We start from the raw sequence: 26,664 nt of genomic DNA on the forward strand, positions 1-26,664 counted from the left end.
ACGCGCTGGTCTCGTGATCGTGTCGTACACGACATCGGTACGACACGGCCCGTGAGATCACGACACCGGCCGCGAGACCCCGCACCGCTCCTCCCTCTCCCCACGATCACTTCCTTCATGGGTTTTAGAAACCGCTGTCGCAACCCTCGACAACCTCACACGCCACACCCGATGCTTCGTCATGGCATGCGGGGGGACGAGTCAACGCCGGTCCGGGAACCGGCGCTTGAGCCGCAACGGAGAGGTTGAGAAACAGCCATGATCCGACGCAGAACACTCCTGGCCGCCGCGGGAGGCGGCCTCCTGGGCAGCGCCCTGGCCACCGGCACGGCCCGCGCCGACGCGACCATCGCCGTCAGCCCGTCGACGTCGTACAGCACCTGGGAGGGCTGGGGCACCTCACTGGCCTGGTGGGCGAACGTCTTCGGCGCCCGCGACGACTTCGCCGACATCTTCTTCACCACCAAGTCGACGACGTACAACAGCACTTCGCTCCCCGGCCTCGGCCTGAACATCGCCCGCTACAACCTGGGCGGATGCAGCTGGAACAGCGTGAACGGCGAATCGATGGTCGCCTCCGCGAACATCCCCGCGTTCAAGCAGATCGAGGGCTACTGGCAGGACTGGAACAACGAGGACCCCACCTCCTCGGCCTGGCACTGGACCGCGGACGCCACCCAGCGCGCGATGCTCGTGAAGGCGGTGAACCGCGGCGCGACGGCCGAACTCTTCGCCAACTCCCCCATGTGGTGGATGTGTTACAACCACAACCCGTCCGGCGCCTCCGACGGCGGCAACAACCTCCAGTCCTGGAACTACCGCCAGCACGCCTCCCACCTGGCCTCGGTGGCGTCGTACGCCAAGAACAACTGGGGCGTGAACTTCGCGACGGTCGAGGCCTTCAACGAGCCCTCGTCCTCCTGGTGGACGGCGACCGGCACCCAGGAGGGCTGCCACATCGACTCGACGGTCCAGGCAGCCGTACTTCCCTATCTGAGAAGCGAGTTGAACAGCCGGGGCCTGACCACCACCAAGATCTCGGCCTCGGACGAGACGAGCTACGACCTGGCCCGCACCACCTGGAGCTCCTTCTCCGCCACCACCAAGGGCTACGTGGACCGCGTGAACGTCCACGGCTACCAGGGCTCGGGCGGCCGCCGCGACCTCCTCTACACGGACGTCGTCACCACGGCCGGCAAGGCCCTCTGGAACTCCGAGACCGGCGACAACGACGGCACCGGCTACACCCTCGCCTTCAACCTCCTCTACGACTTCCGCTGGCTGCACCCCACCGCCTGGGTCTACTGGCAGGTCATGGACCCGTCCTCGAACTGGGCGATGATCGCGTACGACGCGAACACCCTGGCGGCAGGGGCGGTCACCACCAAGTACTACGTCATGGCGCAGTTCAGCCGTCACATCCGCCCGGGGATGAAGATCCTCGACACGGGCGTGAGCAATGCCGTGGCGGCCTACGACAGCTCGGCGAAGCGCCTGGTGATAGTCGCCCTCAACACCGCCACCTCCGCCCAGACCTTCACCTTCAACCTCTCCGGCTTCACCACGGTGACCGGCGGCTCCGGCGGCCTGGTCCCGCGCTGGAACACGGTGACGACGGGCGGGGACGCGTACAAGGCGTACTCGGACACGTACGTCTCGGGAAAGACGGTGGCGGTGTCGGTCCCGGCGAAGGCGGTACAGACCCTGCAGATCGACGGCGTGACGATCTAGAAGCACCCGGTGCCGGGGGCACGCGGCCCACCCACGGTGCCCCCGGCACCACTACTGCAACCGAACGCGCATCTCCACACTCACCTCGTCCCCCGCCGCCAACCCCTCCGGCCTGCGCACCGCGCTCTTGAGCGGCAGCAGATACCCGCCGTCCTTCGGGAACAGCGAAGTCTCGAAGACCACCCCGCCCACGGTCGCCTCGACGGGAACGACTCCCCACCCGTACGAGGCCATGGCGGCGACGGCCCGGATCTCCTCGGACTCCTCCTCGGGCACCGGCACGAAGTAGTAGGGAGCAGGCCCCCGCCACTCGACGACACACCCACCGAACGCGAACTCCACGGAACGACTCCCCTCGCAACCGACTGCCCCCCATCTGTATCTCTTCTTTGTCACCGCCGGGCAGTACCGTGTCGTTCATGCGCCCCGACACGCCTGCCGAGAACGTCGACCACTCCGCCGAAGCGGCACGCCTGGAGCGGACCGCCGGCCTGTACCCCGAGGACGCCGAGGCCCTGTTGCTCCAGGCCGCGGCCCACCTGGAACTGTCCGACGCCCGCCCCGCCGCGACCGCGCTCTACGACCGCCTGCTCTCCACCCCGGACACCCTGGAGAACGCACCACTGGTCCGCGCCCTGAAGGCGTCGAACCTGTGGGAGTACGACCACGAGGCCGAGGCGCGCGCGATCATCGACGGCATCCGCACCGCGTCCCCCCGGGACCCGGCCCCCTGGGTGATCATCGCCGAATCCCTGGAATCCCACGACGAGCTGGAAGCGGCGCACGACACGTTCACGGAGGCGGCGACCCTTCTCCTCACGGACGTGGCGGAACCCCCCTACGCCACGCACCCGGTGCTGATCGGCCGCCACCGGGTCCGCCGCATGCTGGGCCTCCCCCACGACGACTGGGACGCCCGCGCGGACACCCTCCACTCGTCCTCGATCTCCCTGGACGAACTCCACGACCCGAAGCGTGTCTGGTCCCTCGGCTCGGACAACCCCGCGGAACTGGAAGCGGAGATCTCCCGCCTCCGAGCGGAACTCGGCACCTACCGCGAGGCCCTCTCCCGCCCCTTCCCGGTAGCGGTCCTGCACTGGCCGGCGCAGGAACTGACGGAACTCCTGTCGGCCTACCCGGACCTGTCCACGGAGTACCCGTCCCACCCCGAACACCTCTCGACCATAGAGTCCTCCCTCCGCGAACTCTCAGCCTCCGGCACGGCGAACCTGGGCATCGTGACGGCCACGGTCCCGTCGTACGAGGCCTTCGCGGCCTCGGAGGGCTCGTCCCCGTCCGACACGACCCTGCTCCCCCAGTACGCGACGACGCTGGCGGCGCGGGGGCGAGCGGTGGCTTGGCCGCCGCAGCGGACGTCGGAGTGCTGGTGCGGCGAAACCCAGCAGTACGAGGCCTGCCACGGTTCGTAACCCACCTCCGCACCCGCTGAGACGACCCGGCGTGCCCCCGCCCACCCGACGCGCCCCAACCCCGGCCGCGATCGCACCCCGCCCAGGGCCCACCCAGGCAAGCCGCCCACTTTCCCCGGGCCGCCCGCTCGCTTCCACCCCGTGCTGGAGCGGCCCGGGTCAAGGGTGGCCCGAAGGGCCATCGGCGCAGCCGACGCGGACGCGGAGCGCAGCGGAGCGGGAGCGCCCTTGAGGCGGGTCGCGGAGGCACGACACTGAAAAAGAAGCGGGCGGCCCCGGCCTTCGACACGGGGTACTCCTTGCCGACCGGCAACAAGGCCTCTCCCCCCTGCACACGGTTGCCTCATCGCCGGCAAAATGCTTTCGTGTCAGATGTCACCCCGCCCTCTCCCAGCGTTTCCGCTCGCATGAGCCGCCAAGGGTCTCGCGACACGGCCCCCGAGGTCGCCGTCCGGAAGCTCCTCCACGCAGCGGGGCTTCGTTACCGGGTGAACGTGCCGGTCCCCGGCATGCCCCGCCGCACGATCGACATTGTTTTCGGTAGGGCCAAGGTCGCGATCTTCCTGGACGGTTGCTTCTGGCACGGCTGCCCCGAGCATGCGACGCAGCCGAAGGCCAACGCAGCATGGTGGCGCACGAAGCTCGACAAGAACATGGCCCGGGATCTTGAGACGACCAAGCACCTCACCGTCGAGGGGTGGACGGTCCTGCGCTTCTGGGAACACGAGTCCCCTGCGGACGTGGCCCACCGCATCGCAGCCCTTTTGGCCTCCGCTCAAGCAGTCCCCCGTACGCTCCCTCGCGCATCCGATCTCACCGAGAGCGACGGCGCTGATAAACAATCGTGACTCTGATTCACTTATCAACAACCAGCGCACCTCCTATTGTGTAGGAGTTGTGTAAGCGGGGAGCCGACCTGCGCCTCGGGGACGTCTGGCAACGCCAGAGCTCCAACCGCGGTCAGCGTGACGAACGAGAGCGGGGGCGGTCGAGGCCTGTGACCGACGAATTCGATGACATGTATGAGACGTTCAAGGCGATCTTGGACGCCTTTCCGCCGTCAGAGGCCGTGAAGCGACTGGAGCTCATGGGAGTCCGTTCGGACGTCATCCAGCAGATCCGGGATCGGCACGAGCAGCAGACGATACGCATCAAGGAACTCCAAGAGCCCCACGCCGTTGTCCTTGGCAACCGGGACACCTGGTACACGGGACCGCAGCCCAAAGACAAGTGCTGGCCCGCGATCGAGGATCTGCTGCTCAAGGACGGGTGGCCCAAGAACACTGCGATCAGGAAGCTGGACGATTCCTCCACTCGAGTCGTCTCGCTCCTGAACCACCCGAAGGAGAAGGCTTTCTCCACACGAGGTCTCGTAGTCGGCTACGTCCAATCCGGCAAGACCACGAACTTCACCTCGGTCATGGCCAAGGCCGCCGACCGGGGGTACAAACTGTTCATTGTGCTCGCGGGCATCCACAACGGTCTTCGCCGCCAGACTCAGGCCCGTCTGGTACAGCAGCTCGTGGAACCCAACCCCTCACTGTGGTCCCAACTGACCGACCTCGACAAGGATTTCACCCCTACGGCGAATCCGGCCTCGTACTTCGGCAACAGCAACAAGACGCACGTACTCTGCGTCGTGAAGAAGAATGCGACTGTACTGCGCAAACTCGCCGTGTGGCTCGACAAGGCAACGGACTACCTGAAGGACTGCCCGGCACTGATCATTGATGACGAGGCAGACCAAGCCACGGTCGCGACGAAGTCCATCAACCCGTTGATCCTCAGCATGATGAAGAGCCTGCCGCGTTCCGCCTATGTCGGATACACGGCGTCGCCGTTCGCCAACCTTCTGATCGATCCGAGCGCAGAGGATCTCTATCCGCGGGACTTCGTCGTCAATCTACCAAAGCCGGAAGGGCACTTCGGCACAGAAGTCCTCTTTGGTCGCTATGCACTGGACGGGGAAGATCCCGCCCAGGTAGACGACGGCCACGACATGATCCGGTCCGTGCCAGAGGGCGACGTTCCATGCGTCCGCCCGGAGACAAAGGCCGACGTCGAGGGATTCGAGCCCGTCATCACCGACACACTCCGCCGAGCCGTCGAGTATTTCTGGCTCGTGACGGCTGCGCGCCGCGTCCGCCGTACTGGCAATCCGCACAACACGATGTTGATCCACACAAGTGTCAACACGTCTGTCCACAACAGTTTTGAGCGTCCACTGCAGCGCCTGCTGAATCGGGCCGCGGAGACCCTGACCGACGCGGTCTTCCTCTCAAGACTGCGTGATCTTTGGGACGAAGAGACGGCACGTGTCCCTGCCGAGGACTTCGGCGAGAAGAAGATCTCGTTCGACGATCTGTTGCCCGAACTTCCCGGTGCGCTCCGCAGTTGCCGCATCGTCATGGACAACTCCAGCAGTGAGGCTCGTCTCGACTACGAGAACGGCCCAGTCGTCGCGATAGCCGTCGGAGGCAACACCCTCTCTCGCGGTCTCACGCTCGAAGGCCTGTCTGTGAGCTACTTCGTGCGTGCCGTCTCCGCCTACGACACCCTCCTCCAGATGGGGCGATGGTTCGGCTTCCGGAACGGCTACGCTGATCTCCCCCGCATATGGATGACCGACGAACTCGCCGAGTGGTTCCGGCACCTTGCCACGGTCGAGACCGAGATGCGCCGCGACATCGATATATACATCACCGAGGCCGAGACACCTCTAACCTTCGCCGTGCGCCTACGAACCCACCCGGCCCTTCGCGTGACTGCGGCCGCCAAGATGCGCGATGCGGTCACTGCCGCGTCCTCGTACGCAGGGAAGAGGGTTCAGACTCACTACTTCCACACGAACACGGACTGGCTCCGTGGAAACTCCGCCGCAGCGCGCGATCTCGTCGCTGCAGCCTTGGTGCATGCTGTGCGAGTAGAAGATCGCTCTTCGGAGGAGCGCTATGTCCTCCGCGACGTGCCGTACGACGTCGTGATTGACTTCCTTGCGTCGTACAAGTTCCACGAGAAATCACCCGAGAACGACGCGGAACTGATCAGCGGCTATATCCGTAAACGAGTCAGCGCCGGTTCCCTGCGCCGGTGGAACATTGCGATCGTCGGGAGCTCTGCCGGCGATCCCTACGAGTTCGCCCCTGGGGTGTCCGTCGGGCGCAACCTCCGCAGTCGCGTGGCCACAACCACGCCCACCCCGGACTTCGCCGACATCAAGACGCTCATGAGCCGCCGCGACGCAGCCGTGGACCTGGCAGGGGACACGGCGAAGCTCACTGAGAAGGGAATTATTGACGAGCGTCGTGTCCAGCTCCCGGACGCAGGCCTCCTGGTTCTTTATCCGATCGACAAGACGTCCGAGCCCGCTCCAGGAAAAAAGTTGCGTGCCCCTCTGAACGCAGAGGAAGACGTAATCGGCGTCGGACTCGTCTTCCCGAATCCGCAACATGGGGACAGCACCGTAGAGAAATACATATCCGCAAACCTGTCCGGTGTGCCTTTGGAAGACGAGGACTTCAGCCTCCTCGAGGGCGAGGAGGCGTGACCAGCGACGCTTTCCGGAGAATCGTAGACGAACACTGGACCGCACTGGAGGCTGCTCCAGCCAGTGGCGAGGGCCGCCTCCGCGTCTCGCAACTTCCAGTGACGACAGGGCAGGGTGCATTGGTGGCCGCTGTCGATCACGACGGATGCCGTCACGTTCTGATACCCGTCCCCTCGCACCTGAAGGTACGTTCAACTCTCAATGGTCCCGTCCTCCAACTACGCAAACGCCCGCTGGAAGATGATGAGACGTATCAAACGTACGCCGACCTCGCCTGCCTACGCTCGGACTTGAACGATCTCTTCACGGAGTTGTGTGCTGAAATCTTGAGCGCGACGGAGAAGGCCTCCGGCGCCCCTGTCAAGGCTCTCTACCAGGTTCTTGACCGTTGGAAGGCGCTGTTCCAACCACAGGGTGATGTGCTCGGGCCGGCACAGCTCGCGGGTCTCTTCGGCGAACTGCTCGTACTCGACCGGCTCTTGCGTCTGGATTCCAGCGCACACCGACTCTGGCACGGGCCGGAAGGTCACCGTCACGACTTCTCAAATGGGCACCTGGCTGTCGAAGTAAAGACGAGTACAAAGAACGAAGGGCGACGCTTGCGGGTCCACGGGCTCGACCAACTCGATGCCCCCGAAGGTGGACTGCTGTGTCTGACCTGGTTTCGCCTGGACCGAACCACATCAGGGGGTCTCGGCTTCCTGGAACTACTCGAACGAACCCTTAGCTCCGCCGACGACGAGAGCGCACTTCTCGCACTCTTCGCCGAGGCTGGTTACCGGCCCGGTGATGCCGACCGATATCGCGACGTCCGTTTCGTCATCGATGAAGAACGCTGGTACGAAGTGGCGACTGGCTTCCCATCTCTGACCGCCAGGTCACTCACTGAGGCAGGTGTGCCGATTTCTGTGCTCGACGTTGAGTACACCATCGAGCTTTCCGGAGAAGCACCGGCGCCGATGACAACCGAGACCGTGTCGCGAATGATCGACCGTATGACTCAGGAGTCTGCGTGACGGCCCCCCGCTGGTTCTCCCAGCCCTACCCTCCTGAGGGCGCGAGCGCCGCCGAGGGCATTCGCAATCAACTCGGCCGGCCCGAACTGGATCTCCTCACCATCCTGGTGCGTGAGTCCGCACAGAACAGCTGGGACGCCCGCCTCACGCAGTCGCAAGGCCCCGTGGACTACCGAATCGACATGTGGACGGTCGGACCGGCACACACTGCCGCATGGCGAGAGCTCCTTCTCGCAGGGGCGCCCAGCATCGCCGAGAACTTTCCGTTGCGCGACACACTCAAGCGGGGCCCGATCCGCGTGCTCGCCGTGTCCGATCGCGGTACCCGTGGTCTCGGCGGTCCGACGCGCGCAGACAACGCTGTAGGCCCTGACCGGGACTTCGTCTCGTTCATCCGAAACATCGGCGAGCCACGCGACAAGGCATTCGGCGGCGGCACTTACGGCTTCGGCAAGGGAATTTTCTACCTGCTGTCCAAGCCCGGCACCGTAATCGTTCATTCCCGCTGTCGGACCCGTGTGGGAACGTACGAAACCCGACTCATCGGTTGTGCGCTCTGGAAAAGTTACCCCGATGGCGATCGCCGGTACACGGGTAGGCACTGGTGGGGCGACGCCGCGGGGAGTGTCGTTGAACCCTTGGTGGGTGAAGAAGCGGAAGCCGTGGCTCAGCGTCTCGGCCTGAGGGCGTTCGGACCGGAGGAGACCGGAACGACCGTTGCCGTGGTTGACCCCAACCTGGACGACCTTGAACCGGCCCAAGCCGCGGACTATCTGAGTGACACCATTTCCTGGCATCTCTGGCCCAAAATGATCTCCACTGCGGGTGACCCACCTGCCATGAATTTCTCCGTAGTCTGCGACGGTGTACAGCACCTCGTACCCGATCCACGTTCCACTCGTCCCCTCAATATGTTCGTCGCGGCCTACGAGGCCATGCTCGGTGCAGCCGGAATTGATCTCGAATGCCTCAAGCCTAGAAAATATCTGGGACGACTCGGGCTGGTGAAGCGCATCATGCCAACACTCGAGCCAACACGCGCCTCGCTCATGCTGGACATCGACGACCTGATCCATCATGTCTGCCTGATGCGACCTGCTGAACTCGTCGTCACCTACCACCCCGGGCCCAAGCCACCGAGCACAAATCAAGGTTACGCGGGAGTGTTCAGGGCCGACGAATCCATGGACGAGGTGTACGCCAAGGCCGAGCCACCCACCCACGACGCATGGAATCCACAGTCGCTCGACAGGCCCGAGAGCACCTATGTGCAGACAACGTATCGACGGATCAGTGAAGCCCTGGAACAACTGCTCTCCTTGAGCGGTACTGCACGCCCCGGAGCAACCCAAGTCGCGCTCGGAGCTGCCAGTTCACTCTTCTCGGGACTTGTGGGGGGCGCCTGGGGAATCGGTGGCGCCACCGCCTATTCCAAGCCGCAAATCATGGCTGCAGGCTCAACCAGGCCGACAGAGACCCACGACGTCACCACTTCCCGGGCACCCGGCCGTCCGACCACCGATTCACGAGTCACGAGCGAGGCAGCAGGTGAATCTACCTCCGAGGAGGGTGGACTGCCGAGTGGAGACCAGCCCTTTCCGAGCTCGTCGGTCGACGGCGCCCACAGTGGCGTGCGTCGCCGCCCGCGAGTGCAATATCTCGGTGACCCGTACTTCGATGATCGCGGAGACATTTCCGTGTTGATTCAAGAATTCCGACTGCCCGTGCCCGGCCCTCAACGCCTCTACATCGACCTCGCAATCACTTTGCCCGGAACTGGTGCCCGAGAGACTGATCCGCCCATCGGAGCAAGCATGCCCGAACTGATCGGTTGGGAGGATGAGACCGGGCGGCTCCACACTCGGGATCCCTACTTGGTGGAAGGCGGCGAGTCGGTCTGGCGTGCATTGGTGCGGCCTGCGCCCGACACCGTGACCGAGATCGGCATCAAGGTCGAGGCCGTGAGGACAGTATGACTCGACGTGTGCTTCCCTACAGGGCGCCCAGCGAGGACGTTGTAGCCTCTGAGCCTTGGCGCTTGGTGGTTGAGGACGGCGAGGTGCCCCTTCCAGAGGCGCTTCCCGACTGGGACTATCAAATGGATCTGCACCTACGCAGAGCAGTTCGAGTCGACGTGGACCGCGTTCGCCGGCAGACCGGACTACCTGTGGACGCCCCTCTCATGCTTTCGGTTGTCTGGACAGCCACTGGTTCCAATCTCAGCGGACCCGCGCAGCACATCCGTCTTCCCGAAGCAGGTACGGGCTCATCCGAATTCGATGTGCGGTTGCGTGGTGCCGATCTTGGCGGCCTTTTGCTCTTGGACACCGCCCTCGTCCTGGCCGAGCGCGTGACCGGCGTTCGTCCATCAGCACCAAGACGAGCCGGGTCTGTGCTGTGGAGTGACCGCGAGGCTCTTCGCCTCCAAGGGGACGCACCGCAATTCCCCATGGCAATCATCGACTTCGCTCGAACTTCGTTCCCCGACAACGCCGCATGGCACCTGCAGATCAGCGGAGGCCTGGAAAGTGCGACCATGGGCGCGCTCCTGCTGCTCGTCAACGAGCAGAACACGGTCACTGCAACCGCGTTTCAAAACGCAGGAAAACCCCGTCCTGTGGACCGGATAGTCCTGTCGGCCGTGTACGCGGACGCGGCCCGGATCATGGTAGAACATGCCCTGACCCATGAGGACTTCGTGGAGGACGCCGACTTTCCCGATGAGTCACTGGGGGCCACATTGTTGAGCCTCTTCGTCCAGCTTTTCCCCGACCAGTCGATCACCGACATACGCCTCCGTCACCAGCAATCACCGGCGCTGTTCTCGTCGGACCTCCAGGCAGCCGTCAAGATCTTCGAGGTGTCCTGATGGGATTTCTCTATCCTCGGCTCCTCGCCGAACAGGCCAAACCCCTATTCGACGAGTACCGGACTCTGACACCGACGGAACTTTCCACTCGGGTGGCGTTCGCTCACGAATCCGCAGTGTACGTGGCAACGGGTGGCGATCGGATTTCCGGAGACAGACTTCGTGAACTCCGCGGTGGCGTGCTGGAACTCGCGAAGCAAGCCGGCTTCCCCAACGATTCCGACCGAGCAAGCAATGCCGACTTCGACCTTCGTCTGGCTGCTCTTTTGCACGCCGAGATGGGCATGGTTCCTGCTGAAGCGGCGGCCCGCGACGTCTGGGCTTTCCTTGCTCTCGTTGTACTTCCAGACGTAGCTTTCTGGCGCTACCCGCAGCCCCCCAAGGACCGAGTGGTCGGTACCGACCTCACCCGGCACGTTTTCGGTCGGCTGTGGTGGAGAGCACAGCTCGTCCGAGCCTCGGAGGAACCGGAGCCGTACGGCGCCCTGAAGATCCTCGGCGAGGCGGCATTCGACCAGATCTACGCCCGTCGTGCCGCACTAGGCGGAAGTCCTCACCTGGTCAGGGCGATTCTACGGGTCTGGGCAGATCTCGACCTGACCGGACTGAACGAACGCGACACGCTCCGCGATTTCCTCAAACGTCTCCTCCGACTCGCCCCGTTCGTACTATTCGACGCAATTGAGGAACATGCTCTGGACACAGAGTTGCGGGCCGTTGCGCGGGAGTCCGTCGACGCTCATCATCCCCGACGCTCGTCAGGCTCCACACACGTGGTTCAGGAGTCAGTGGCTGCTCGAAGCAGCACCACAGTCACCACCGCCTCCGCGAACCCTGACGAGACGCTGTTGCCCACGCAGATCTTCCCGACGATCCCTCGATTCAGGTCCTTGGAACTCTGCGCGGGGGCAGGAGGTCAGGCACTCGGCCTCGAACGCGCAGGATTCGATCCGGTATTGCTCATAGACAGCAAGGCGGACGCATGCTTCTCAGTCGACCTCAATCGACCAACTTGGGACGTCGTATGCATGGATGTGGTGCAGTTCACGCCCGGCATGCGTCCCGACGTGGCTAAGGTCGATCTTGTCAGCGGCGGGCTACCCCGCGTGAAGTCCTCGGCGACGGTCGGGCGGACGGAGGACAGCGAGGAACGACGAGTCCTGCGTGCCGCGATCAACCTTGCGTGCCAAATTGGACCGAAGGCCGTTCTTCTTGAGAATGTGCCCGACTTGGTCGACGGGCCAGAATTCGCCGATGACCGCGCGTGGATTGACCACGAACTTCAAGAGGCCGGCTTCCGTACCAGCTGGAATGTCCTCAACGCTGCAGACTTCGGCGTTCCTCAAAACCGAAGGAGCGGCTTTCTGATCGCCCTCCGGCATCGGTACTTCGAACGGTTCACATGGCCTCAACCCCACAACCAGCCACCCCCCACCGTGGGTGAGGTTCTCGGCCCGTCCATGTCTGCCGGCGGCTGGCCTGGCGCCGAACGTTGGGTCAAGAACGCCGATCGCATAGCCCCAGCCCTCGTCGGCGGATCGGATCGCCGAGGCGGGGCCGACCTCGGCCCGACGGGCAGTAAAAAGGCGTGGGCTGCGCTCGGAGTCAACGGGAACAGTCTCGGGGACGGCCCTCCGGGAGCCGACTTCCCCCTGGACGAACTGCCCAAGCTAACGGTCGAACAAGCCGCAGCGATCCAGGCCTTCCCCGACGAGTGGAAGCTCTTCGGCGGCAAGACGTCCAGGTATCGCCAAGTGGGTCATGCGATGCCCCCTCCTCTGGCCGCAGCCGTCGGTCAGGCACTCGCTGCCGCTCTACGAAGCTAAGATCGCCCTATGCTCAAGCCCCGCTCCGATGCCTCCGAACCCATCACCGTCGTCGACCTGTTCAGCGGCTGCGGGGGGTTCACCCAGGGGTTCCACGAGTTCCGCCCCGACGGGAAGGGTGGCAAGCCGGTCTTTCACAGCATCGCAGCTGTCGAACACAACCGTGCCGCAGCCGCCACCTATGCCGTGAACTTCGGACGCCTTCGCCGGGACAAGCGGGTCCCTGCCACCCGCATCCATATTGGAGACATAGAGGACTGGGAACCAACCCCGGAGGCTCTCCACGCTGATGTCGTTGTCGGCGGTCCACCGTGCCAAGGCTTCTCGGCCTTGAACCGCGTAAAAAAGGGTACCGAGCGAAACCGCCTCTGGGAGGAATACGTTCGCATCGTTGCGGAAATCCGCCCAAAGGTGTTCGTCATCGAGAATGTCGATCGCTTTCTGAGGTCAGACGAATTTCGCAGCCTGCTGGATGAGATTAAGAGCGGGGGGAAGCTCGCCGAATACCGGCTGGTAGATCCCCCAGGCCGCGAGCCCACGGATTCCGAGGAAGCGAAAAACAAGCGTTACCTTCTCAACGCCGCAGACTACGGTGCAGCCCAAGCGCGACGTAGAGCCATCGTCATCGGGGTTCGACGCGACATAGACAACGGTCGCACAATGACCTATCCCCCCAAATCGCACTTCCGGCGCCCAAGGGGGACGACGGCGCTGAGTCGTCCAATCGAAAGCGTCGATGCGGCAATCTCATATTGGGAGGCTGTCGACGACATCTTCCGCGAGTCCTCGAAACGAAAACTTCGAGACCTCCCCGAAGTCGAAATGATGATTCCTGAACTGAAGGTCGAACTACCTGGAATCTTCAGCACCGAGGATCTACATTTCGGCCGCAATCCAGAAACCCTGTCCCTGGCTCGATATAACCACATCCCGGCCGGCGGCAACCGTAAGCATCTTAGCGGCTGGTGGTACACCCTGGACGAAACCGGCAAGTTTGCATATTTCAGGGAAGAGAACCCGCCTGGCGTAAAAACAGATGTCCAATACCTTTCGACATCGAGTTGGGACAAGCACAACTCCGGAACTGGGGACGTCATGGGCAGACTTCGCCTCGGCGAACCTTCAGTGACTATCCGCACGGAATTCTTCAAGCCTGAGAAAGGCCGTTACCTCCACCCATCAGAGAATCGCCCTATTACGCATTTCGAAGCGGCACTCATCCAGGGATTTCCATTTGAGTTTCGCTGGTGCGGAACGAAGACTGAGATCGCAACACAGATCGGAAACGCGGTCCCAATTTCTCTAGGAAAGGCCATCGCGACTGCAATCCACAACTATCTACGCGATTGAATTCCGCATTTCAGCAGCCGGATACGGTTGACCTGTCGAGACAGACGCATGGAGCACGGAGTAGCACATCGCTATCCTGCTCTCATGATTCACGCAGTCGTCTTCGACGTAGGTGAGTGCCTGGTGGACGAGACCAGGGAGTACGGGACCTGGGCCGACTGGCTCGGTGTGCCCCGGCATACCTTCCACGCGATGTTCGGCGCCGTGATCGCGCAGGGGCGGGACTACCGGGAGGTGTTCCAGGAGTTCCGGCCCGGGTTCGACCTCTACGGAGAGCGGGAGAAGCGGGCCGCCGCCGGGCTGCCGGAGTCCTTCGGGGAGGAGGATCTCTACGCCGACGTGCGGCCTGCGCTTGCCGAACTGCGGAGCACGGGGCTCTGGCTCGGGATCGCCGGGAACCAGACTGTCCGGGCCGGGCGGATCCTGCGGAAGCTGTTCTCCCACGACGTCGACCTGATCGGCACGTCGGACGACTGGGGTGCCAGCAAGCCGGACCTGGAGTTCTTCAAGCGGGTCGCCGACGCCGTGCCGTTCGACGTCGGCGAGATCCTGTACGTCGGGGACCGCTGCGACAACGACATCCGCCCCGCCCGGCAGGCCGGCATGCAGACCGCTCTCGTACACCGCGGGCCCTGGGCCACCATCCAGTGGAATGACCGCGAGGCCAGAGAACTGCCGACCTTCAGGGTCGAGACACTGCTCGAACTGCCCGACCTGATCAGTCAGTTCAACGGCCCAGCGCGCTGAGCGTCGTCGACCAGTCGTAAAGCCGGTCGTCGAGGTCACGTACGCAGCGCTCGGCCTGGTGGGGCGTGAGCGCACGGCGTACCTCTCGTACCCGGTCCATGCCGGTCGCGTACCAGGTGACCGCCAACTGGTCGAGGGCCTTGCCCGCGTACTCGCAGGCCTGCTCCGGGTTTCCGGATGTCGCCTCTACGGCCGCCAGGTCGCCGTAGACCACCGAGCGCTGCTTGTCCTCGGCCGGTGTCATCGCGGTCAGGGCTTGCAGCAGGCTTTCGCGGGCTTGAGGGAGGTGGCCCGCGATCATCTGAGTGTTGCCCTTGAAGGCCGCCAGGCGGGCTGGGGAGAACCAGTCCAGCCACTCCGGCGACGGGTGTTCGTTGCCCGCCGTCAGGACGTCCTCCGCGTGACCGAGGAGGTGCAGCGCGGTACGGCTGTTGCCCGACCTCGTCTCGCACTCGGCCTCCACCGCGTCCAGCCAGGCCAGGAACTCGGCGGAGGCGGGAACCCGTCGGGCGTAGGTGCGCGCGGCCGTCATACGCTCGAGCGCGCCGTCGCGATCCGCCGCCCAACCCGGGACGAACGCCATGTGGGCGATGATCGCCGAGCCGAGCAACGCGTCGTCCGCCTCCCCCGCTGCCTGCAGAGCCGACAGGAAGGTGTCGTTGGCCGTGCTCGGCTCGCGGAGATCGAAGAACTCGACACGGCCTGCCAGGAGGTAGGTCTCCGCCATCGCGGCCGCGATCTCACGACGTGTCGAGTCCGTCGTCTCCGGCAACAGGGCGCATCCCAGCGTCGCGTGCGCGACGACGGCCGGGTGCAGCTCTGCCGGTGCGACCGACCAGTAGAGCCGACGGTGCGAGCGGGTCACCGCCATGAAATCGGCTCCGGCCGTGGAAGGTTGACGGGCCACGGCGACTTTGCGGGGCGGTGATGCCCGGCCTCCCAGCACTGTCCGGCCTCCGGTGACCAGGGCACGCCGTGCCTGCTCCGCGTGGTGCGGCCCATCTGAACCCCATGGCGGCGTGAACCCCAACGCCTCCATGCTCTGTCCGAGCAGGTGCACAAGAACGCGTTGGCAGTCCGGTTGCGGCCAAGGCGGGTTGTCCGACTCCCAGCGGCGAACCTGCCGTACACCGATCGACAACCCGCGAACGCCCATGTCTTTGGCGTGCTGGGTGAGTGCGTCGGCCAGATGCTGCTGGGAGTTGAAGCCCGCGGCTACGCGAGCTGCCTTGAGTCGAACGTTGCCGGTGGGCCTCGGCATGGGAGCACCTCCTGCTACGGCTGCTTCAACTCTCCCACATCGGGTCCTGTTTCAAGCGGGGCATCCTCCCCAAGGAGTCATGAAAGACCCCATGGAGTCCCTTCAGTGACCCTTTCAAGTCCTCGAATCTGACGCCCGGTTACTGGACGCTTTGCATTGTCCCCAAGACAGGAGGCAGGTTGTGGACACACAAGAGGCCCTGGACAGAGCGATCTCCGAATGGCTCGCACGAGCCCATCCGACGCCTGCGCAGGCCTGGCACGAGTGGGCGGTTCAGGGTGTCGCCCTGTTACCGCTCGGCGATCGGTTCGCGGCGGTGCGCATGGCGTCCGAGGAGGTGCACGCCGCCGTGGATTCGAGCGACCCGGACGATGTCGCCGTCTGCCTCGGTCTTCTCCTGGGGGGCTCGATCATCTACGACCGCCGATTCGCCGGCGGTACCTACTACGCCCTGATCCAGGGGCACGCCGGTCTGGTCTGGGCGTACGACGACATCGCCACGTGTCTGGGGCAAGGCACCTACCTCGGCGTGCCACGGCTCGACCGGCAGCAGTCACCGGGCACCTACTGGCTCGTCCCGCCGCGCTACGAGGGCGATCTGTGCACCCCGCGTTCCATCACGGCCCTGGTCAGGAAAGGGCGGTCACGACTGGCCGCGCGCTCGGAAGTCTGATCCTCCTACGCGAAGAACATCGAAAGGGAATGGTGAGCAATCACATGACGACCACTGCCGTTCTGGCGCCCTGGGCCATGCGGTTGGTGACCGATCGGCTGCCGGTCGGGCCTCCGTCGTACGTGTCCGTGGCGCTGGATGCCGCCTCGCAGACCGCCGTCTACACGGACGCCGCCGGTCAGGTGGTCGAGATGGGGAAGCACGGGACGTCGAAGACGGCGGGTACGGCTTCGGTTTCCGGTGGTGGGGACGGCCAGCAGCCGCAGCCTCAGACGCAGGACGACAACACGACCGACTACGAGTCGGACTGAAAGGTGAGGCGCACAGTTCTGGTGCTCACCGCATTGCAGGACGTCACCGCGGACCGGGTCATCGAGGCCCTGAATGAGCGCGGCACGGGCGTCGTACGCGTTGATCCGGGGGATGTCGGGCCGGGCCTTGTCTTCGGGTTTCGGCTCGGGCAGGGCGGCGGCTCGACGTGGGGCGGTCGGTTGCGTACTGCCGGCCGGGAGGTGGATGTGGAGGCCGTGACAGCCGTCTACTGTCGCCGGCCGACCCCGTACACCGCTCGCTTCCAGCAGCTGCCCCGACAGTCAAGGGAGTTCGCCGTCGCAGAGGCACGTCATGGGCTCGGCGGTGTGCTCCACGGTCTGCGGGGTGCGTTGTACGTCAACCATCCGGCCGCCGTGGCCCGCGCCGACTTCAAGCCCGCCCAGCTCCAGAGGTTCGCCGCTCTAGGCCTGCGTGTTCCGGAGACACTGGTCACCAATGACGTGGAGGAGGCTCGGAAGTTCGCGGCCGAGCACGAGCGCGTCATCTACAAGTCCTTCCGCGGGTTGCCGGTGGGGGAGGACGGGTGCGCCGGGGCGATCTGGGCCCAGCGGATCGAGGCCGATGCCCTGGACGACTCCGTCTCGGTGACCGCGCATCTCTTTCAGGCCGAGATTCCGAAGAGCGGGGATGTGCGGGTCACCGTGGTCGGGCGTCGGGTCTTCGCCCAACGGATCAGCACGCCGGACGGCGCCCTGGACTGGCGCCGGGGTGACTGGGACCGTCTCGTCCACACCCCCGTCGCCGTGCCCGACTCCGTTCGGGCCGCTCTGTACAGCTACCTGGCCTCGTTCGGGCTGGTCTTCGGCTGCTTCGACTTCGCACTCACCGGCGACGGGACGGCTCCGGAGGACTGGTGGGCCATCGAGTGCAATCCGAACGGGCAGTGGGGCTGGCTTCCGGACGCCCCGGCCATCGCCGACGCGTTCGCCGAGATCCTGAGCCGAGAGGACATCGAAGACCTTGACGACACCGAACGACCTCGGGAGCAGTGCCGTTCTGCTCCGACGGAAGTTGGCGAAGGAACTCGCACGGAACGGCTCGGTGGATGATCTCCGGTGGTTGACCGCCGTCGAAGAGGTGCCTCGACATCGGTTCGTGCCGGGGTTCTATCTGTCCGCCGGGAAGACCGACGAGCACGGGTTGACGGTCTGGGAGCCCGTCACCGCCGAACTCGACCACGGCAGATGGCTGGCCGCCGCGTACTCCGATGTCACGCTGATCACCCAGTTCGACGACAGGGAGCCGGACTGGGGCGCGCCCGAGGTGCGGCACGGTGGGGCCCCCACCTCGTCCTCGACCCTGCCCTCGCTCGTCCTGAGGATGTGGGCCGATGCCGAGCTGAGTGAAGGGCACACGGTGTTGGAGATCGGCACCGGCAGCGGCTACTCCACCGCGCTGGCCTGCGAGCGCCTCGGGTCCGCCGACGTCACGAGCATCGACGTCGATCCGGACCGGCTGGCGGTGGCGGCCGACGCCCTGTACGGCTGCGGCTACTCGCCGACTCTGGCCGTGGCGGACGGGCGCTACGGCTACTGGCCCGAGGGGCGCTTCGACCGGATCGTGGCCGCCTGCTCGTTCCGTTCCGTGCCCGGCGCACTCCTCGCGCAGACCCGACCGGGCGGGAAGATCCTGCTCACGCTGTCGGGCTGGTTGTACGGCTATGCGCGCGTCCTCCTCACGGTGGCGGAGGACGGTACGGCGGAGGGGCCGCTGCTGCCGGGCACCGTCTCCTTCATGTCGGTCCGGGCGCACGCGGCTCCGGTCTTCGGGAACCCCGCCCACTGGGCTGCCGGACTGCCGGAGAAGGCCAGGCCGGCGCGGTACGGCCCGGAGCGGATCACGGCTGCCGGTCCGGAGGCGTTCCAGTTGCGCTTCCTCGCCCAGTGCGCGGTGCCCGAGGCTCAGATGACCACCGTGGGCAAGGTCGTGCATCTGGTCGACGTCGTCCATGGCTCTGCCGCGTCGCTCACGCCGTACGACGGTGGATGGGAGGTGCGGGAGGCCGGGCCGTTGCGGTTGTGGGAGCGCGTCGAGGAGGTCGTGGAAGCCTTCGACTCTGCCGGGTGTCCCGGGCCGGAGTCGTTCGGACTGCGGGTGTCCGGTGGGGAGCAGAGGCTGGTCCACGCGCAGGTGTCCGGTCTTGGGTTGCCCGGGACTTGAACTGCCTCTGAGGTAGGGGCGGGCATCAAGGTCATGCGGCGAACCGCCGGCTGCAAGGTGCCCCCGGCCGCCCGCTTCTTTCTCAGTGTCGTCCTTCCGTGAGCCGAGTAAAGGGCGCTCCCGCTCCGCTGCGCTGCGCGTCCGCGTCGGCTGGCGCCGATCGGCCTTCGGCCGACCCTTGACTCAGCTCACTCCAGCACGGGGAAGAAGCGAGCGGGCGGCCGGGAAGGATGCGGTGGGGCTTGCGTTGGACGGCCCTTGCGTGGGTTGCGAGGGGCCGTTGGCCGGGGAGGCTTCACGGCTCACGGGGTCGGCGGTGTCCGGGTGGGGGTTGCCCGGGCCAGTTCCGACCAACGGGCCGGTGCCTTGTGGTGAGTCGGTCTTCGTCGCGTCGGTGACGTGGCGGCTCGGTCTGGGACCGCGAGAGGCAAGCGGCACGGGTGGCCGCCCCGGGCGTACGGTTCGGGGTGGCGATGCCGGACGCGATGTCGGTCTCTTCCGGCGGACCCTCGGGCAGGGCTCCGGAGCCTGCTAGGGCAGGGTTCCGGCGCGTTTGTCGGTGGCTGCGGCCGTGGTCCTGGAGGGGCCCGTCGGGGTGCGTGGTTCTGGGGTGCGTTCAAGTTCCGTTTGGTGAAGTGAAGTTGACGCGCCTTCGCGCAGGGAGGGATCATCCACTGCCAGGCGCCGACGGGCGAAGCCCCGCGTTGGTCGCGGAGTCGTGCGCATACCGGTCCGGTCGATGAACCGATGTCCCGTCGCATGCATCCTCCATTCCGCCATTCAATCCTCCGAGGTCCGAGGCCCCATTCATGAGCTCAAGCAATCCCAGACGCGGAGACGCGTCGAAGGGCCGCCGTCCGGCCCTGCTGACCGCCGTCGCCGCGCTCGCCGTCGCGGGCGGGGCGGCCGTGCCGGTGCCGGCGCTGGCCGCCGGTGGCACCCCGGTCGCGGCGACCACGCTGCAGCAGGACTTCACGGCCGCCGCGGACGCGTACCACGTCCCGCGTCAGCTGCTCCTTGCGGTGGCGTACCAGGAGTCCGCCTGGGACACGCACGCCGGGCAGCACAGCACGGACGGCGGCTACGGTCCGATGCACCTGACCGACGTCACCCCGGCGATGATGGCCGGCGGTGACGCGGGCGCGGCGGGCCGTGGGGAGTTGGCGAAGCTTGCCGGCGATCCGGCCCTGCACACCCTTCAGGCCGCCGCGAAGCTGACCGGGCTGTCGGTGAAGGAGTTGCGTGACGATCCGACCGCCAACATCCGTGGCGGTGCGGCGCTGCTCGCCTCGTACCAGAAGGCCGTGACCGGCGCCGTATCCGCTGATCCCGGCAACTGGTATGCGGCCGTGGCCCGTTACAGCCAGTCCACCGCGCGGCAGGGCGCCACGGCCTTCGCCGACCGTGTCTTCGCCACCGTGAAGAAGGGCGCCCACCGCACCACGGCCGACGGCGAGCACGTGAAGCTGGCGGCTGACAGCGATGTCGCGCCGGCGACCGGTCAGCTGGCCTCGTTGGATCTGAAGTCCGCGGCGGACACCGCCACCGAGTGCCCGACCACGGTCGCCTGCACCTTCGTGCCGGCGTCGCCGTCCAACGGCCAGGTCTCCAACCGCCCCGCCAACGGCATCCGGATCGACAGCATCGTCATCCACGACACCGAGAGCTCGTACGACGCCGCCATCACCACCTTCGAGCAGGCGGGCGGCGCCGCCGCGCACTACGTCATGCGGTCCTCCGACGGCGCGGTGACGCAGATGGTGCCCACGAAGGACCTCGCCTTCCACGCGGGCAACTACTCCACCAACATGCACTCGATCGGCATCGAGCACGAGGGCTACGCCGCGCACGGTGCCACCTGGTACACCGAGGCGCAGTACGAGGCCACGGCCGAGTTGGTGAAGTACCTCGCCGCGCGCTTCGACATACCGCTGGACCGGCAGCACATCATCGGCCATGACAACGTCGCCGGGCCGAAGTCGTCCCTCGTCTCCGGCATGCACTGGGACCCGGGCCCGTCCTGGGACTGGAACCACCTCATGAGCCTGCTCGGAGTGCACACCGGGCGGCACGGCGTCGGTCCCGTCGGCTCGGTGGTCACGATCGCCCCCCGCTTCGCCGACAACCTGCAGACCGTCCAGATCTGCCCCTCCGACGACCCGACCGGCGCCACCACCGCGTGCACCGAGACGCAGCAGGCGTCGAACTTCGTCTACCTGCGCACCGGGCCCAGCGACACCGCCCCCCTCTTCGGGGACCAGGCGATTCACCCCGGTGCGGCCGGCACCGACCGGATCAACGACTGGGGCAGCACCGCGGCGGCGGGGCAGCAGTTCGTGGTCGCCGATCAGGACGGCGACTGGACCGCCATCTGGTTCAGCGGCGCCAAGGTGTGGTTCTACAACCCGCACGGCTGCAACACCGCGCCGGCCCACGGGGTGAAGGTGATCACGGCGGCCGGCAGTTCCCCGGTGGCGGTGTACGGCTCCAGCTACCCGGACGCCGCCGAGTACCCGGCGGGCCTGTCGCCGTCGACGCAGGCCGCGCTGAGCATGTACTCCGTCCCGGCCGGCCAGGCCTACGTGGCCACCGTGGCGCCGTCCCTCACGGACGACTTCTTCCCGTCCAGCGGCACGGTCGTCACCGGCGCCAAGGCGATGTACACCATCCAGTACAACCACCGGGTCTCCCTGGTGTACGCCTCGGACGTCACGGCCACGGACTCGTGACGCACCGCTGACGGCACGCCGATGTACGGGTGGTGTCCCAGGGGCCCCGGCCTCCTGGGCACCACCCGTACGTGTGGGGCATGGACATGCACGGCCGCGGTGCCAGGATGAGGGCATGACGACAATCAACGGGGAAGTCGCGGCCGGGTTCGAGGGCGTGCGGGAGGCGTTCGCCGCAGGCTTCGAGCGGCGCGGGGATGTCGGGGCCGCCGTATGTGTGTACCGGGACGGGCGGCCCGTGGTGGATCTGTGGGGCGGGGTCGCCGATCCGGAGACCGGGCGGGAGTGGGAGCGGGACACCCTGCAGCTCGTGTACTCCGCCACCAAGGGAGCCACCGCCACCGTCGCGCATCTGCTGGCCCAGCGTGGGGAGTTGGATCTCGACGCGCCGGTGGCCGCCTACTGGCCGGAGTTCGCCGCGAACGGCAAGGCCGGGATCCCGGTGCGGTGGTTGTTGTCGCACCGGGCCGGGGTGGTCACCGTCGATCCGCCGGTCCCGTTGGAGGCGGCGCTGGGGTGGGAGGCGATGGTGGCCGCGCTCGCCGCTCAGCGGCCCGAGTGGGAGCCGGGGACCGCGCACGGGTATCACGGGCGGACCTTCGGGTGGCTGGTCGGGGAGGTGATCCGGCGGGTGTCCGGGCGTACGCCGGGGCGGTTCTTCGCCGAGGAGGTCGCCGGGCCGCTCGGGCTGGACTTCTTCATCGGGCTGCCGGCCGCCGAGCGCGGTCGGGTGAGCCGGATGGTGTATCCGAAGCCGGAGTTCGATCTGAGCACCGTACCGCTGGATGTGGTGCCTCCTGAGGCGCGGGAGTTCGTCGCGGCGTTGCAGGATCCGGACTCGTTGAGCAACCGGGCGTTCGCGGTCACCGATCCGGCCGAGATCGACTTCAACTCGGCCGAGGTGCAGGCCGCGGAGCTGCCCGCGTCCAACGGGATCGGTACGGCGCGGGGGCTGGCGCGGATGTACGCCGCGTTGATCGGGGAGGTGGACGGGGTGCGGCTGTTCACGCCGGAGACGCTCGCGTCCGCGACCGCGGAACAGGCCGCAGGCGTGGACAGGGTCATCATGTTCCCGATCAGGTTCGCCTCCGGGTACATGCTGCCCGTGGAGACCAACCCGCTGACCGGTCCGCGCGCGTTCGGGCATCCCGGGCGGGGCGGGTCGCTCGCCTTCGCCGACCCGGAGCACGGCATCGCCTTCGGTTACGTCATGAACAGCATCGTGGAGGGGGCGGAGGACCCGCGCGCGTCCGCGCTCGTCGACGCGGTACGGGAGGCACTGGCCCGGTGACCGGGCCGTGGGGCGCGGGGCCCCGAGGGCGCGGGCCCCGAGGGCGCGCGAGGAACCCGATCTGCCGAGCCCCGGGTGCGCGGGGAACCCGAGGTGCCGAGCCCCGGGGGCGGCGCGGGGCCGCCCCCGGGATGCGCGAGGAACCCGAGCTGCCGAGCCCCGGGGGACGCGGGGTGGAGCAATGAGCTGTCCCTGAGAATTCTTTGAAACATTTTCCCCGGCCCACCGCATCAGTGAAGTGGAACGGCAGAGCGCCGGGGACGGGGGAGGTTGCGGATGGGGCAGGGGTCTGGGGAGGACTTCGCCGAGTTCGCCGCGGCGCGGGCGGGCCATATGTACCGGTCCGCCTGTCTGCTCACCGCCGGGGACACCCATCTCGCGGAGGACCTGGTGCAGGAGGCCCTCGGGCGGATCTACCTCCGGTGGAGCCGGGTCTCCCGGGTCGGGAATCCCGCCGGGTACGCGCAGACCGTGCTCACCCGGACCTTCCTCGCCCACCGGCGGCGGTTCAGCAGCAGCGAGCGGGCCAGGGACTCGTTCCCCGAGTTCGCCGACACCGGCGCCGATCCCTCGCTGCGGCTGACCCTCCTCGACGCGCTCGCGCGGCTGCCCGCCAAGGACCGGGCCGTCGTCGTCCTGCGGTACTGGGAGGACCGGTCGATACACGAGACCGCGGACGCCCTCAACGTGAGTTCGGCCGCCGTCCGTACGCGGTGCGTACGCGCCCTCGCGCGGTTGCGTGAACTGCTGGGCGAGGACCTCGCCGAGTACGCCCGCTCCTGACATCAAGCGCATCAACCTTGTGGAAACGGTGGTTCGTCATGCCCGTGAAGCAGCAGCACAGCGACGGCGACAGCAATAGCGACCCCTTCGAACTCCGGCTCTCCGCCGCCCTGCACGACGCGGGCGGCACCTTCGAAACGGACCGGGGCGCGCTCGCCGCCGCCGGTACGGCGCGGGGGCGGCGGCTACGGGTACGGCGGCGGACCACCGTGCTGGGCGGCGCCGCCGGTGTCGCGCTGGCCGGCGTGGGCGGGGCGCTGCTGGGGCCCTGGGGCGGGTCGTCGTCCATACGGCCGCCCGCCGCCGTGAGCACCAACCCGCACGTCACCCAGTCCCCCACCGCCCCCGCCGGCCGCGCCGTCACCTCGGACGACATGATCCGCACGCTGGAGAGGCTGCTGCCGAAGGGCGGGTTCAGCAAGGCGGAGGGGCGGGGCGTCGACGAGAACGCGCCGCTCGTGGCGCCGTACGCGCAGCTCGTGTACGACGACGGTCACGGCGCCGCCGCCGTCAGTGTCGCCGTGAACCGGGTGCTGCCGGGCGGGTCCGACGCCCGGCAGGCCCTCCAGTGCCCGGACAAGGTCTACATCCCGTACGACAGTTGTGTCACCAGCCATCTGCCCGACGCTTCCGTCGTCACCGTCGTGAAGGGGTACGAGTATCCCGACCGGCGGGTGGACACCAAGCTCTGGACCGCGAACCTCGTGACCCCGGACGGCCATCACGTCACCGTGAGCGAGTGGAACGCCGCCGCCGAGAAGGACGCGCCGATCAGCCGGGCCCAGCCTCCCCTGTCCGCCGCCCAGTTGAAGGTGCTCGCCGCCGCGGAGGACTGGCGTGGGGTGGTCGACGCCATTCCGGAGGATCCCCGGCAGACCCAGGAGCCGTCCACGGAGCCGGACGACGGCGGCAACGGCAAGGCGATCCGGCAGACCCTCGCCTCGCTGATCCCCAAGGGGCTGAAGGTCGTGGCGCACGGGGCCGATGACGACTCCCAGTTCACCTACGTCGTCGTCGACGACGGCAAGGGCAGGAGCCTCGTCCAGATCAACGTGCAGCCGAACATGTCCGATGTAGCGGGTCAGCTGTTCGGGGCCGACTCCGAGACCCTCCCCGACGGCACGCGGGTCGCGGAGCGGAAGGCGCCCGGGGAGAAGGGCGGCGACGGGGTGGTGATGTGGACCGTCGACACCATGCGCACCGACGGCTTCCGCGTGGTGATCAGCGCCTTCAACTCCGGCTCCCAGCAGACCGCCGCGACCCGCACCGCCCCGGCCCTGACCATGAAGCAGCTGCGCGCCATCGCGCTCAGCCCCAAGTGGACGTCATGAGGGCCGTGGCCGTCGCCTCGTAGGACCGGGGTTGACCCGGGTTGACACGGGTCGACTCATGTTCGGTCGGTGCGGCCGGTGCCGGGTTAGCCTCGGGAAACCAGGCAGAAGGTGGCAGAAGGAGACAGGCATGGCCAGGGTTCCCAGTTCGGTGATCGCCGCGAGCGGGCTCGTCGGAGGGTACGGCGTGGCCCGGTGGACGAAGAAGCGGCCGCTGGGCGGGGCCGTGCTGGCCGTCGCCGGGGGCGTCGCCGCGCAGCAGTGGCGGCAGCGGGCGGGCGGGAAGGCCGCCGGGGCACTGTCCGTCGCGTATGTCGCCGCGTTCGCCGGATCGCATCCGCTGGCCAAGAAGGTCGGCGCCTGGCCGTCCGTCCTCGGCGTGGCCGGTGCGGTGGCACTGGCGTCCTGGGCGGTCGCCGACCGACGCGCCTGAGCGGCGTCCGCGCCGGGCGCGCCGCCGGAGGTGCCGCGCCTGGCCGTCAACCGACCGCGGCACCGTCGTGGCTGGTCGCGCGGTTTTTGCCCCAGCCTTCGGCCGGGGGTACCCCCGGCGCCCCTTCGGGGCACGGCCGAACGCGGACTCCCGCTAGGAGGCGTCCGCGCTGCGGAACGCCCGGCGGTATGCCTGGGGGCTCGTGCCGACCACCCTGCGGAAGCGTTCCCGGAAGGCCGTCGGGGAGCCGAAGCCCGACTGGGTCGCGATGCGTTCCACGGGGTGTGCGGTGGTCTCCAGCAGGTGCTGTGCCCTGCGCACCCGCGCCCGGTGCAGCCACTGCAGCGGGGTCGTGCCGGTCTGGTCGCGGAAGCGGCGGTTGAGGGTACGGGTGCTCATGCCGGCCCGTGCCGCGACCTCCTCCAGCGTCAGGTCCCGGTCGCAGTTGTCCTCCAGCCAGCTCAGCAGCGGCTCCATGGTGGCACCGGCCGGCGCCGGCGGCTGGTCGTGGACGATGAACTGGGCCTGGCCGCCCTCCCGTTCCAGAGGCATGACCGACATCCGGGCCGCGTGGGCGGCGACCGCCGAACCGTAGTCCGTGCGGACCATGTGCAGGCACATGTCCATGGCCGCGGCCGCGCCCGCCGAGGTCAGGAACTGGCCGTTGTCGACGTAGAGGACGTTCGGGTCGATGTCGATGTCCGGGTGCAGCGCGGCGAGGGTGTCGGCCGCGGCCCAGTGCGTGGTGGCGCGCAGGCCGTCGAGGAGGCCGGTGGCCGCGAGGACGAACGCCCCGACACAGACCGACGCGATCCGGGTGCCGTTCGCCGCCGCCGCGCGCAGGGCGTCGGCGACCTCGGCCGGGAGGACGTACGCGGGATCCGCGACGCCCGGGACGATGATCGTGTCCGCCTCGGCCAGCGTGTCCAGCCCGTACGGCGCCTTCACCGTGAACGCGCCGCCCGCCGCGGTCACCTCGCCCGCCTGTCCGCACACCCGGACCCGGTAGGCGTCCCGGCCGTCGGGCAGCCGGGCCCAGCCGAAGGTGTCGATCGGCACGGTGAAGTCGGACGGGATGACCTGGTCCAGGACCAGGACGGCGACGGTGTGCATGGCAGGAACGTACCCGGTCGACGGGTTGTCGCCAACCGGGG

Annotated in this window: 22 protein-coding genes; 19 read left to right on the forward strand and 3 right to left on the reverse strand. The window is 67.1% G+C overall.

Features of this window, described 5'->3' with window-relative positions:
• The first annotated feature begins 258 nt into the window (after positions 1-258).
• Complete coding sequence (locus tag ACWDGI_RS07180; protein WP_450756189.1) at positions 259-1,731, forward strand: beta-1,6-galactanase; 1,473 nt, start codon at positions 259-261, stop codon at positions 1,729-1,731.
• A 51-nt stretch (positions 1,732-1,782) separates the two neighbouring features.
• On the opposite strand, the gene ACWDGI_RS07185 is transcribed toward ACWDGI_RS07180, so the two are convergent.
• A complete protein-coding gene (locus ACWDGI_RS07185) occupies positions 1,783-2,073 on the reverse strand; it encodes a DUF1905 domain-containing protein (protein ID WP_450756191.1) in 291 nt (96 codons plus the stop codon).
• A gap of 77 nt (positions 2,074-2,150) precedes the next feature.
• Between ACWDGI_RS07185 and ACWDGI_RS07190 the strand changes: the two genes are divergently transcribed.
• The 9 genes from ACWDGI_RS07190 (at position 2,151) to ACWDGI_RS07230 (ending at position 14,516) form a co-directional block, all read left to right on the forward strand.
• Complete coding sequence (locus ACWDGI_RS07190; RefSeq protein ID WP_450756193.1) at positions 2,151-3,161, forward strand: hypothetical protein; 1,011 nt, start codon at positions 2,151-2,153, stop codon at positions 3,159-3,161.
• A 407-nt stretch (positions 3,162-3,568) separates the two neighbouring features.
• Entirely contained in the window at positions 3,569-4,009 is a 441-nt protein-coding gene (locus ACWDGI_RS07195) for a very short patch repair endonuclease (protein WP_450756517.1), read from the forward strand.
• Positions 4,010-4,158: 149 nt separating this feature from the next.
• Complete coding sequence (locus ACWDGI_RS07200; RefSeq protein ID WP_450756195.1) at positions 4,159-6,708, forward strand: Z1 domain-containing protein; 2,550 nt, start codon at positions 4,159-4,161, stop codon at positions 6,706-6,708.
• Positions 6,705-7,724, forward strand: coding sequence for a PD-(D/E)XK motif protein (locus ACWDGI_RS07205; RefSeq protein ID WP_450756197.1), 1,020 nt, complete (start codon positions 6,705-6,707; stop codon positions 7,722-7,724). The genes ACWDGI_RS07200 and ACWDGI_RS07205 overlap by 4 nt, the downstream gene beginning before the upstream one ends.
• Complete coding sequence (locus tag ACWDGI_RS07210; RefSeq protein WP_450756199.1) at positions 7,721-9,700, forward strand: hypothetical protein; 1,980 nt, start codon at positions 7,721-7,723, stop codon at positions 9,698-9,700. Before ACWDGI_RS07205 ends, ACWDGI_RS07210 begins: the two co-directional genes overlap by 4 nt.
• A 62-nt stretch (positions 9,701-9,762) precedes the next feature.
• Positions 9,763-10,593: a hypothetical protein gene (locus ACWDGI_RS07215; protein ID WP_450756201.1), complete on the forward strand. Its 831-nt coding sequence runs from the start codon at positions 9,763-9,765 to the stop codon at positions 10,591-10,593.
• A complete protein-coding gene (locus tag ACWDGI_RS07220) occupies positions 10,593-12,419 on the forward strand; it encodes a DUF6339 family protein (protein WP_450756202.1) in 1,827 nt (608 codons plus the stop codon). The genes ACWDGI_RS07215 and ACWDGI_RS07220 overlap by 1 nt, the downstream gene beginning before the upstream one ends.
• Before the next feature lie 9 nt (positions 12,420-12,428).
• Positions 12,429-13,769 carry a DNA cytosine methyltransferase gene (locus tag ACWDGI_RS07225; RefSeq protein WP_450756204.1) on the forward strand — a complete coding sequence of 447 codons (1,341 nt, stop codon included), beginning with the start codon at positions 12,429-12,431 and terminating at the stop codon, positions 13,767-13,769.
• 84 nt (positions 13,770-13,853) lie between these two features.
• Positions 13,854-14,516, forward strand: coding sequence for an HAD family hydrolase (locus tag ACWDGI_RS07230; RefSeq protein ID WP_450756206.1), 663 nt, complete (start codon positions 13,854-13,856; stop codon positions 14,514-14,516).
• Here ACWDGI_RS07230 and ACWDGI_RS07235 read toward each other — a convergent pair.
• Positions 14,497-15,777 (reverse strand): transcriptional regulator, encoded by a 1,281-nt coding sequence (locus tag ACWDGI_RS07235; RefSeq protein ID WP_450756208.1) that lies wholly within the window; start codon positions 15,775-15,777, stop codon positions 14,497-14,499. The two genes, ACWDGI_RS07230 and ACWDGI_RS07235, sit on opposite strands and share 20 nt — an antisense overlap.
• Positions 15,778-15,958: 181 nt before the next feature.
• Here ACWDGI_RS07235 and ACWDGI_RS07240 point away from each other — a divergent pair, with 181 nt between their 5' ends.
• The 9 genes from ACWDGI_RS07240 (at position 15,959) to ACWDGI_RS07280 (ending at position 25,510) form a co-directional block, all read left to right on the forward strand.
• Positions 15,959-16,450 carry a hypothetical protein gene (locus ACWDGI_RS07240; RefSeq protein WP_450756210.1) on the forward strand — a complete coding sequence of 164 codons (492 nt, stop codon included), beginning with the start codon at positions 15,959-15,961 and terminating at the stop codon, positions 16,448-16,450.
• A 44-nt stretch (positions 16,451-16,494) separates the two neighbouring features.
• A complete protein-coding gene (gene tgmA / locus ACWDGI_RS07245; RefSeq protein WP_450756212.1) occupies positions 16,495-16,761 on the forward strand; it encodes a putative ATP-grasp-modified RiPP in 267 nt (88 codons plus the stop codon).
• A 21-nt stretch (positions 16,762-16,782) separates the two neighbouring features.
• Entirely contained in the window at positions 16,783-17,832 is a 1,050-nt protein-coding gene (gene tgmB / locus ACWDGI_RS07250) for an ATP-grasp ribosomal peptide maturase (protein WP_450756519.1), read from the forward strand.
• Positions 17,744-18,943, forward strand: coding sequence for an ATP-grasp peptide maturase system methyltransferase (gene tgmC, locus ACWDGI_RS07255; protein ID WP_450756213.1), 1,200 nt, complete (start codon positions 17,744-17,746; stop codon positions 18,941-18,943). Before tgmB ends, tgmC begins: the two co-directional genes overlap by 89 nt.
• Positions 18,944-19,752: 809 nt before the next feature.
• Positions 19,753-21,672, forward strand: coding sequence for an N-acetylmuramoyl-L-alanine amidase (locus ACWDGI_RS07260; RefSeq protein ID WP_450756215.1), 1,920 nt, complete (start codon positions 19,753-19,755; stop codon positions 21,670-21,672).
• A gap of 115 nt (positions 21,673-21,787) precedes the next feature.
• Positions 21,788-22,963 carry a serine hydrolase domain-containing protein gene (locus ACWDGI_RS07265; protein WP_450756217.1) on the forward strand — a complete coding sequence of 392 codons (1,176 nt, stop codon included), beginning with the start codon at positions 21,788-21,790 and terminating at the stop codon, positions 22,961-22,963.
• A gap of 276 nt (positions 22,964-23,239) precedes the next feature.
• Complete coding sequence (locus ACWDGI_RS07270; protein ID WP_450756219.1) at positions 23,240-23,746, forward strand: SigE family RNA polymerase sigma factor; 507 nt, start codon at positions 23,240-23,242, stop codon at positions 23,744-23,746.
• A gap of 38 nt (positions 23,747-23,784) precedes the next feature.
• A complete protein-coding gene (locus ACWDGI_RS07275; RefSeq protein ID WP_450756221.1) occupies positions 23,785-25,077 on the forward strand; it encodes a hypothetical protein in 1,293 nt (430 codons plus the stop codon).
• A gap of 130 nt (positions 25,078-25,207) precedes the next feature.
• Positions 25,208-25,510: a hypothetical protein gene (locus ACWDGI_RS07280; protein WP_450756223.1), complete on the forward strand. Its 303-nt coding sequence runs from the start codon at positions 25,208-25,210 to the stop codon at positions 25,508-25,510.
• A 153-nt stretch (positions 25,511-25,663) separates the two neighbouring features.
• On the opposite strand, the gene ACWDGI_RS07285 is transcribed toward ACWDGI_RS07280, so the two are convergent.
• Positions 25,664-26,623, reverse strand: a complete 960-nt coding sequence (locus ACWDGI_RS07285; RefSeq protein ID WP_450756225.1) for a GlxA family transcriptional regulator — start codon at positions 26,621-26,623, stop codon at positions 25,664-25,666.
• Positions 26,624-26,664: the final 41 nt, after the last annotated feature.

Source organism: Streptomyces sp. NPDC001220, from assembly GCF_053597895.1.

What these genes read in the sequence shown, in the direction of transcription:
- ACWDGI_RS07180 (WP_450756189.1), top strand. Translation starts at nt 259, where the DNA reads ATGATCCGACGCAGAACACTCCTGGCCGCCGCGGGAGGCGGCCTCCTG.
- ACWDGI_RS07190 (WP_450756193.1), top strand. Translation starts at nt 2,151, where the DNA reads ATGCGCCCCGACACGCCTGCCGAGAACGTCGACCACTCCGCCGAAGCG.
- ACWDGI_RS07195 (WP_450756517.1), top strand. Translation starts at nt 3,569, where the DNA reads ATGAGCCGCCAAGGGTCTCGCGACACGGCCCCCGAGGTCGCCGTCCGG.
- ACWDGI_RS07220 (WP_450756202.1), top strand. Translation starts at nt 10,593, where the DNA reads ATGGGATTTCTCTATCCTCGGCTCCTCGCCGAACAGGCCAAACCCCTA.
- ACWDGI_RS07225 (WP_450756204.1), top strand. Translation starts at nt 12,429, where the DNA reads ATGCTCAAGCCCCGCTCCGATGCCTCCGAACCCATCACCGTCGTCGAC.
- ACWDGI_RS07230 (WP_450756206.1), top strand. Translation starts at nt 13,854, where the DNA reads ATGATTCACGCAGTCGTCTTCGACGTAGGTGAGTGCCTGGTGGACGAG.
- ACWDGI_RS07235 (WP_450756208.1), bottom strand. Translation starts at nt 15,777, where the DNA reads ATGCCGAGGCCCACCGGCAACGTTCGACTCAAGGCAGCTCGCGTAGCC.
- tgmA (WP_450756212.1), top strand. Translation starts at nt 16,495, where the DNA reads ATGACGACCACTGCCGTTCTGGCGCCCTGGGCCATGCGGTTGGTGACC.
- ACWDGI_RS07260 (WP_450756215.1), top strand. Translation starts at nt 19,753, where the DNA reads ATGAGCTCAAGCAATCCCAGACGCGGAGACGCGTCGAAGGGCCGCCGT.
- ACWDGI_RS07265 (WP_450756217.1), top strand. Translation starts at nt 21,788, where the DNA reads ATGACGACAATCAACGGGGAAGTCGCGGCCGGGTTCGAGGGCGTGCGG.
- ACWDGI_RS07270 (WP_450756219.1), top strand. Translation starts at nt 23,240, where the DNA reads ATGGGGCAGGGGTCTGGGGAGGACTTCGCCGAGTTCGCCGCGGCGCGG.
- ACWDGI_RS07275 (WP_450756221.1), top strand. Translation starts at nt 23,785, where the DNA reads ATGCCCGTGAAGCAGCAGCACAGCGACGGCGACAGCAATAGCGACCCC.
- ACWDGI_RS07280 (WP_450756223.1), top strand. Translation starts at nt 25,208, where the DNA reads ATGGCCAGGGTTCCCAGTTCGGTGATCGCCGCGAGCGGGCTCGTCGGA.
- ACWDGI_RS07285 (WP_450756225.1), bottom strand. Translation starts at nt 26,623, where the DNA reads ATGCACACCGTCGCCGTCCTGGTCCTGGACCAGGTCATCCCGTCCGAC.